6 protein-coding genes are annotated in these 8243 nt (G+C 72.2%); 2 read left to right on the forward strand and 4 right to left on the reverse strand.

Annotated elements, in window-relative coordinates:
* The first annotated feature begins 4 nt into the window (after positions 1-4).
* Positions 5-1780, forward strand: coding sequence for a signal peptide peptidase SppA (gene sppA, locus GC203_RS19345; RefSeq protein WP_293458056.1), 1776 nt, complete (start codon positions 5-7; stop codon positions 1778-1780).
* Positions 1781-1892: 112 nt separating this feature from the next.
* Here sppA and GC203_RS19350 read toward each other — a convergent pair whose 3' ends face one another.
* The 3 genes from GC203_RS19350 to GC203_RS19360 all read right to left on the reverse strand — a co-directional run bounded on the left by GC203_RS19350 (position 1893) and on the right by GC203_RS19360 (position 6450).
* Positions 1893-2885, reverse strand: a complete 993-nt coding sequence (locus GC203_RS19350; RefSeq protein WP_293458058.1) for an aspartyl protease family protein — start codon at positions 2883-2885, stop codon at positions 1893-1895.
* Positions 2882-4603 (reverse strand): tetratricopeptide repeat-containing sulfotransferase family protein, encoded by a 1722-nt coding sequence (locus GC203_RS19355; protein WP_293458060.1) that lies wholly within the window; start codon positions 4601-4603, stop codon positions 2882-2884. Before GC203_RS19355 ends, GC203_RS19350 begins: the two co-directional genes overlap by 4 nt.
* Before the next feature lie 71 nt (positions 4604-4674).
* Positions 4675-6450, reverse strand: a complete 1776-nt coding sequence (locus GC203_RS19360; RefSeq protein ID WP_293458062.1) for a tetratricopeptide repeat-containing sulfotransferase family protein — start codon at positions 6448-6450, stop codon at positions 4675-4677.
* Positions 6451-6573: 123 nt separating this feature from the next.
* Here GC203_RS19360 and GC203_RS19365 point away from each other — a divergent pair, with 123 nt between their 5' ends.
* Positions 6574-7536 carry a methyltransferase domain-containing protein gene (locus GC203_RS19365; RefSeq protein ID WP_293458064.1) on the forward strand — a complete coding sequence of 321 codons (963 nt, stop codon included), beginning with the start codon at positions 6574-6576 and terminating at the stop codon, positions 7534-7536.
* A 97-nt stretch (positions 7537-7633) separates the two neighbouring features.
* Here GC203_RS19365 and GC203_RS19370 read toward each other — a convergent pair.
* Positions 7634-8243, reverse strand: a 610-nt coding sequence (locus tag GC203_RS19370; RefSeq protein WP_293458065.1) for a TonB-dependent receptor, incomplete at its 5' end; no start/stop codon positions are given.

Consider the following 8243-nt stretch of genomic DNA (forward strand, 5'->3'; position numbering starts at 1 on the left):
GGGCATGAAGCAGTTCCTGATCACCGCGGCGGGCGTGTTCGCAGGCCTCACGATCTTCCTGATCGGCGTGCCCTTCGTGCTGATCAGCCTCGCGCTGTCGGCCACCGCGCCGGCGCCGGCCCCGGCCCGGGCGGTGCTCGAACTCGATCTGCGCCAGCCGCTCACAGACCAGGACCGCGCCAACCCGCTGCTGGGCATCGGCCGGGGCGGCGCCTCGGTCATGTCGATCATCGAGACCCTGCGGCGCGCCGAGACCGACGACCATGTGAAGGGCGTGCTGGTGCGCCTGCCCGAGGCGGGCGTCGAGCCCGGCATGGCCGACGAACTGCGCCTGGCCTTCCTGCACTTCCGCGCCGCCGGCAAGCCGATCTACGCCCACAGCCAGGGGATCTATCCCAGCGGCGTGGTCACCACGGCCTACATGCTGGGCGCCGCGACCGACGAATTCTGGATGCAGCCGGGCGCCTCGCTGCAGGTCACCGGGATCGCCAACGAGGATCTGTTCTTCAAGCGCTTCTTCGACAAGTACGGCGTCGTGCCCCAGTACGAGCAGCGCTACGAATACAAGAACGCGGTCAACGGCTACCTCTACAGCGACTACACTCCCGCGCACCGCGAGGCGACGCTGTCGTGGATGGGGTCGGTCTACGCCTCGAACCTCGGCTTCGCCGCCGCCGACCGCAAGACCGACGCGGCGGCCCTGCGCACCACCCTCGAGGCCGGCCCTTACCTCGCCGACGACGCCCTGCGCCTGAAGCTGATCGACAAGGTCGGCCAGGTGCGCGAGGCCGAGGCGGCCTTGCTGGCCAAGGCCGGCGACGGCGCCGAGACCATGGATTTCGACGACTACGCCGATACCCGGCGGCCGCACACGCCGAGCGGCGACTCCATCGCCCTGATCGAGGCCGAGGGGCCGATCATGACCGGCGAGGACGTGGGCGGGAACCCGCTCACCGGCGGCGCCTCGATCCATTCCGACGAACTGGCCGGCGCCATCCTCGACGCCGCCGACGCCGACTCGGTCAAGGCCATCGTCCTGCGGCTCAACTCGCCCGGCGGCAGCGACACCGCCTCCGAGCAGATCCTGGACGCGGTGCGGGTGGCCAAGGCGAAGAAGAAGCCCGTGGTCGTGTCGATGGGCACCTACGGCGCGTCGGGCGGCTACTGGATCGCCTCCGAGGCCTCGGCGATCGTGGCCGAGCCCACCACCCTGACCGGCTCGATCGGCGTGTTCGGCGGCAAGTTCGCCGTCGGCCCCGCGCTGGCGCGTTTCGGCGTCGACATCCGCGACATCAAGGTGGGCGGCGACTATGCGGGCGCCTTCGGGATGGACGCTGCGTTCACGCCCGAGCAGCGCGCCGCCTTCGCCGGCTGGATGGATCGGATCTACGGCGAGTTCGTCGCCCGGGTGGCCCGGGGCCGCAACCTGCCGGAGGCGCGCGTCCGCGAGATCGCCAAGGGCCACGTCTGGACCGGCGCCCAGGCCAAGGCCCTGGGCCTCGTCGACGAGGTCGGCGGCTTCTACCAGGCGGTCGACAAGGCCAAGGCGCTGGCGGGCCTGACCGGCGACGTGCCGATCCGGCGCATGACCCCGACCGAGGGCCCGTTCGAAGCGATCGAGAAGGCGCTGGGCGTCTCGGCGACCTCGGCGCGGACCCTGGCGGCCGCGGCCTGGGTCTTCGGCGATCCGCGCGCCCAGCAGATCCTCGATCAGATCGGCGAGGCCCGGCTGCGCAGCCAGGGCGGCGGCGCGGTGCTGGCCCCGACGCCCTTCCACTAGAACCCTTCAGGGTGAAGCGGGAACCGGCTCACCCGCCCGGACGGGCTCTACACACTTGAAAGATATAGTCTTCTTGTCCGGATCAAGTATCTGCGCTTGATCCGGGAAGGCTCTAGCTTCCCCGGCGGCGTTCGAAGATCACTTCGCGGCGGCCGAAATCCAGCGTCACGTCGTCGAAGTTCCTGAGCACGTCGATGCCCACGAGGATGGCCGGCAGGTCGTCGAGGTCCCAGAGCTTGAAGATGTGCAGCGAGGCGAAGGCCGCGCGGATGTTGTTCAGCCCGATCCCGCCCAGGCGCAGGCGGGGCAGGTCGGCCAGGTCGGCCGGCGCGGTCTGGCCGGTGGCGCTGAGCAGCTGCGTGTGGACCATCCGGCGGGCGAACTCGGGCGCCCGTTCGACCAGCAGGCGGCGAAGGGTCTCGTTGCCGCAGGTGACCTGCGAGCCCGAGTCTAGGAACGCGCGCACCGGGATGCCGGCCACGTCGGCGTCGAAGATCACCAGCTGGCCCGAGCGGTAGCGCGCCGGCACCCGGATCGGGGCGTTGGGATCGCGGATGCGCGTGTCGGACCCCCGCCCGACGGTGGCGCCCGGCCCCGACGGGCCGATCTCGAAGGTGTTGCCGCGGAAGCCCAGCCGCATGCGCCGGTTCTTCAGCACGTCGATGCCCAGGAGGCCGTCCGCGCCCAGGCTGGCCTTGGGCAGAACCGGCAGGCTGAGCCCGTGCGACTGGACCTGGCCCACCCGCAGCCGGGGAACCTTGACCAGCGGCGCGGGCTGGACGCCCGCGATGCCGTGCACCGGGGCGACCCCGTCGCTCTCCAGGTGGCAGCGGGCCGCCGTCTCCTCGCCGACGACGGTGCGGTTGGCCCCGGTGTCGATCACGAACTGGAACGGCCCGCGACGGTTCAGGTAGACCGGCACGGTCATCCGCAGCGCCTCGTCGAACGCGGTCTCCAGCCGCGTGCCGGTGGCGGGCGCCTCGTCGGGCTGGGTGCGGGCCAGGTTGATCGACAGGACCGGCTCGCGGGGCGGCGGCGCCGTCGCGCAGCCGGCGACAAGACCGGCCAGGATCGTTTCGGCCGCGTGCCGGCGCGTCAGCGTCATTCGGCGGGATATCCGTATCGCTCGGCCCAGGGCGCGAGCGTCGCCATCACCGGCGCGAGCTGGTCGCGGTAGCGCCGCCAGGCGCCCACCCCTTCCGCGCTCAGGCCCTTCGAAAGCTGGGCGCCGCTCGGGGTCGCCACGGCGCGGTCGCGGGCCTGGGCGGTGAAGTCGCGCATGGCCTCGGTCCACCCCAGGCCCAGGAAGTCACAGACCTCCCGGCTCGCAGCGTCGAAGTCGTCCACCAGCGTCTCGTGGCGCACGACGAGCGTGCGCGGCGCCATGGCGGGCTCCAGTCGCTCGGCGAGCCGCATGGCCGCGTCGTAGTAGCCGGCCGCGCCGGGCAGGGTCAGGAGCTGGTAGGCCGAACCGCTCATGGCGAAGCGGCGGCGATAGCACGAGAGCACCACGTCGCGCGGATCGCGGCGGGCGAAAAGGATCTTCGCGTCCGGGAACAGCTTGAGGATCAGCGGCAGGCGGAAGGTGTTGAGCGGATGCTTGTCGACGAAGACCTTGCCGGCGGGCTCCGCCCCCTCGGCCCGCACGCGGGCCCAGTAGGCCTCGCGCAGCGGCTGCAGCTCGGCCTCGCCGGCGATGGCCAGCCGACCCAGGCCCGCCGGCTCGCGCAGGAACGCCCGCTGGGCCTCGGTGAGGGTCTCGCGCTCCTCCAGCGCCTCGACGTCCGGATGACTGGCTAGGACCTGCTCCAGCAGCGTCGTCCCCGAGCGCGGAAAGCCCAGCAGGAAGACGTGCGCCCGGGGCGCGCCTTCAGCCGGAGCCCCGGAGCCGGGCGACGCGGCCCAGGCGTCGGCCGGGATCGCCTCCAGCTCCTCCAGCATGGCGCGGGCGAACTCCAGCGCCCCGACGCCTTCGCCGTGGACCGGGGCGTAGGCGCGCCAGAGGCCCATGTTGCAGGCCGCGTAGGCCTGGAACGCCTCGGCCGGCAGGTTCTGGGCGTCGAGCACGTCGCCGAGCTGGCCTTGGGCCAGCGCCCGCTGCTGGGGCGTCAGGCGGTCGTCGCCGACCAGCAGCTCCAGGCGGCGCTGGGCGCGCTCGCCATGGCCCTCGGCGGCGTCCGCCGCCGCCAGCACCATCACCGCGTCCGGGAAGTTCGGTTCGGCCTCCAGCACCGCCTCGGCCAGCGGCCGGGCCTCGGCGTGCGCGCCGCGGCGGCTGAGCAGGTTGGCCAAGCCCTGCAGCGCGCCGAGGTTCTCGGGCTGCAGGTCGCGGGCGTGGCGGTAGGCCGCCTCCGCCTCCTTGAGCCGCCCCATCGCCTCGAGCGAGGCTCCCCGCGCGCAGTGGGCTCCGGCGAATCCGGGTTGCAGCTTCACCACCCCGTCGAAGACCGCCAGCGCCTCGGCATAGCGCTCGATGCGGGTCAGGACGAGCCCCATGGCGTTGCGCGCGCCGATGTCGTCGGGCGCCAGCGCGATAGCCTCCTGCAGCACGGCCAGCGCGTCGTCGAAGCGGCCGTCCTGCTCGGCCTTCAGCGCGGCGAGGTTCAGCACCATCGGGTGGATGATCCCCGCCTTGAAGGCCTCCTCGGCCAGGGCCACGGCTCGCGGGAAATCCCGGGCCTGGGCGGCGGCCTGGATCTCGGCGAGCCGCCGGCGGTCGGCCTCGGCGTCACGGACGGGCGGTGCGGCCGGGCGCGGCGCCGCCTGCGGGGCCGGCGTGTAGCCGCCCTTGAACCTGATCTGTCCGACCTTCCAATCGCTCAACGTTCCAGACCTTTGATCCGCATGCCGAATTTGGCGGCCTAGCCTAGCGGCCAGCGGCGCGCAACGTACGCCTATTCGGACGGCGCGTCGGGATAGGCGTCCAGCACCGGCCCTAGCGCGGCCTTCAGCGGGTCCAGCCAGGGCTCGAAGCGGCGCCAATGCTCGGCCGCGTCGGTGAAGATCGGCCGGCGCACCTGCTCGGAGCTGGCGGTGCGGACAGCCCGGTCGTTCTCGTAGAACTTCAGGCAACCGGGTTCGAACGGCAGGCCGCAATAGTCCAGCAGACGGCGCACCTCCGTCTCGGGATCGGCGACCATGCGCTCGTAGATGACCCGATGGACGCGACCGGGCAGCTCGGCGTCGAAGTGGGCCATCAGCTCGACGTAGTCGCTGTAGTAGCGGCCGATGTCGGTGAGGTCGTAGGCGAAGGCCTGGCCCGTGGCGAAGTGCTGCTTGAAGATCGAGAAGCCGCAGCCCAGCGGGTGGCGGCGCGCATCGACGATCTTCGCGTTCGGCAGGATCAGGTGGATGAGCCCCGTGTGGATCCAGTTGTTGGGCAGCTTGTCGATGAAGTGCGGCCGCCCCAGCCGGCGATGCCGCTCGGACCGGGCCAGATACTCCTCGCCCAGGGCCGCCAGCTCGGCCGGGCTGAGCGCGGCCAGGACGTCGGGATAGGCGCTCTCCGACTCCCGCTGGGCGCGGCCGCCCAGCCGGGCGGCCAGCGCGGGCAGGTGGGGCAGTTCCTGGGTGCCTTCGACGGCCGAGTGGCTGGCGAGGATCTGCTCCACCAGCGTCGACCCCGCCCGCGGCATGCCCAGGACGAAGATCGGATCCGGCCGCGGCGAGCCCTGGCCCGCGCGGGCCGCGAAGAAGGCGCGGTTCAGCAGCGCCCTGGTCCGGCGCACCTGGGCGGTGGGCTCGTCGGCCTCGTAGGGCTGGCGCGCGCGCTGGACCGCATTGCCCTTCTCGTACTGCGCGAAGGCGGCCGCATCGTCGCGGGCGTCCTCGCGCGCCTTGCCGAGGGCGAAATGGAGCTGGAGGCGATCGGGCGAAGGCAGGTCGTCGCGGCGCGCCGCCGCCTCCATCGCCTCCAGATCGTCGGGGCCGAACCGCACAGTCTTGAGGTTGGCCAGGCTCCACCAGGCCTCGCCCAGCTTCGGATCGAGCTCCAGGCTGCGCCGATAGGCGGCGACGGCTTCGTCGTGGCGGCCGATGGTCTTCAGCGTGTGGCCATAGCTCATCCAGGTCAGGGCCTGGTCCGGGTGGGTCTCCAGGACCGCGGCGTAGGCGTTCGCCGCCTCGTCGTCCTCCCCCAGGCGGAACAGGGACGAGGCGCGCAGGTGCTGGTAGACGACATTGGCGGGCTCGGCCTGCAGCAGCCGCTCGGCCTCGGCCAGCGCCTCGACGTTCCGGTGGCGCCAGTTCAGCACCATGGCGTAGGCGTAGCGGATCGGGGACTGGTCGGGCGCCATGCCGAGCGCCTGAGCCAGCAGCCGCTCGGCGTCTGGCAGGCGGCCCATCCGCGTGGCGACCTCGCCCATCAGCCACAGCGCCTGCGCGTCCGACGGCCGTTGAGCCAGCGCGCGCTGGAGCAGGGCGTAGGCGTCGGCGAAGCGCTCGGCCGCCATCGCCTCGGCGGCGGCGACCAACTCGGGCGCCCGCACGACCGCGGCCATGAAGCGGGCGTAGGCCACGTCGGCGCCGCGCACGTCGCCGGCGAGGCGGCGCTGGTCGCCCAGCGTCCGCCAGGACCGGGCCTCGGACGGCTCGGCCGCCGGCGCCGGCTTCGCGGCCGGCGTGAACGAGCCCACGCCCACCCGGATCGGTCGCATCTTCCAGTCGCTCAAGCCTGCTCTCCGCGCTCGGAGGCGATCCTACCCACCGGTCCCGGCCAGTTCCACCGGCCTTGGCCTCCGCGCGGCCATGCTCTACGCCGGGCCCGTCACTCGAACCGGGAGCGGGAACTGGCCATGGCCCGAGCGTCGTCCGCCGACAAGCGCCCAGGCTGGCACTGGAGCGACTATTGGCGCGCCGGGCGGGTCGAGGTGATGACGGGCGCCGGCGGCGAGGGCGCCGCGCCCTACGACCCGGAGCCGCTCTGGCGCGCGTTCTTCGAAACCTTCGAGGACGGCGCGCGGCTGATCGACCTGGCCACGGGCGGCGGTTCGGTGGCGCGCCTGGCCGCGGCCGTCTCGCGCGAAGCGGGCCGCGGGTTCGAGGTGGTCGGCGTCGACTATGCCGACCTCGGCCCCAGCGAAGGCCGCTCGGACGAGGGCTTCACCCTGACGGGCGGCGTGGCCCTGGAGAAGCTGCCGTTCGAGGCGGGATCGTTCGACGGGGCGACCTCGCAGTTCGGGATCGAATACGCCGACGTCCGCGCCGCGCTCGCGGAGTTGGCGCGCGTGCTGAAGCCTGGCGGCCGCGCCCTGATCCTGGCCCATCATGCCCAGAGCGCGGTGACCCGCGCGGCGGCCGGCCAGCTGGCCGGCTTCGACCAGGTGGTGGGCGACGGCGCGGGCATGCGACACGCACGCCGCGCCTTCGCGGCCCACGCCAACGGCCTGCCGCTGGGCGCGCGGCGCGACGCCGAGGCCGCGTTCGCCCAGGCCGTGCAGCGGATGGCCGCGCGCCTGGCGCCCGATCCCGCGTTCGACCATGTCCGCGCCTTCGTGGGCTATCTGGACGACCTGTCGCGCAACATGGCCCGCTACGAACCCCGGAGCGCATTGGCGCGGCTGGACCATGCCGCCGAGACCAACGCGGCCTGGCGCCAGCGGCAGCGCAGCCAGCTGGCCGCCGCGCTGGACGACGCAGGAGCCGAGGCCTTCCTGGCCCGCGCAACGCGCCTGGGCCTGTCGGTCGAGCCCAAGGCCGAGGAGCGGGATCGCCGGGGCGAGGTGGTCGGCTGGCGCCTCGCACTCCGCAAGGCCTGACGCCCGAGCCGCCGGAAAGTCGGCCGATCCCCCAAAAGAGAAAGGGGCGGTGGATCGCTCCACCGCCCCCCAACTCCAGTCGCTTCGACCTTGCGGCTTAGAAGTCCGCGCTCAGGCCGATGAAGGCGTACCGGCCGAACGCATCGTACACTTGCGGCCAGGTGTTGCCGTTGCAGGGCCCGGTCGGGCAGTTCGACGAACCCGTCAGCGGCGGATCCTTGTCGAAGATGTTGTTCACGCCCAGGCGGAAGTTGAGGTTGTCCTTCATCGTCCAGGTGGCCGTGAAGTCGATGTAGTCGCGCGAACCCAGCACACGGTCCGATTCGTACTGAATGGCCGTGTTGTTCAGCGCCGGATCGCTGTCGTACGAGTCCAGCGTCACCTTGTTGAAGTGGCGCCATTGCAGCGACAGGCCCAGGCTTTGGACCCAGTCGCCCAGCTCGAACGGGGTGTTCCAGGTCAGACGGACCTTGTGACGCCAGGTCGGGTTCGGCACGCCGCAGACGATGCCGTACAGGCCGGCGCAGTCGTAGTAGCTGTCGCCCGGCAGGGTCTGGGTTTCCAGCGTGTCGAGCCAGGTGCCGACGAAGCTGATGTTGATCCCGCCGCCGTTCTCGATCCCGATCATGTCGAGGTCGGTCCGGTACGACGCGTTGAAGTCGATGCCCTTCGTGCGCAGGGCGCCGGTGTTCAGCGTCGTGTCGACG

It is taken from the genome of Phenylobacterium sp., from assembly GCF_016124325.1.
Classification (GTDB): Bacteria; Pseudomonadota; Alphaproteobacteria; order Caulobacterales; family Caulobacteraceae; genus Phenylobacterium.

Bases quoted from the DNA above. Each gene is read 5' to 3' on its own strand.
- GC203_RS19350 (WP_293458058.1), bottom strand. From the start codon at position 2,885: ATGACGCTGACGCGCCGGCACGCGGCCGAAACGATCCTGGCCGGTCTT.
- GC203_RS19365 (WP_293458064.1), top strand. From the start codon at position 6,574: ATGGCCCGAGCGTCGTCCGCCGACAAGCGCCCAGGCTGGCACTGGAGC.
- sppA (WP_293458056.1), top strand. From the start codon at position 5: ATGAAGCAGTTCCTGATCACCGCGGCGGGCGTGTTCGCAGGCCTCACG.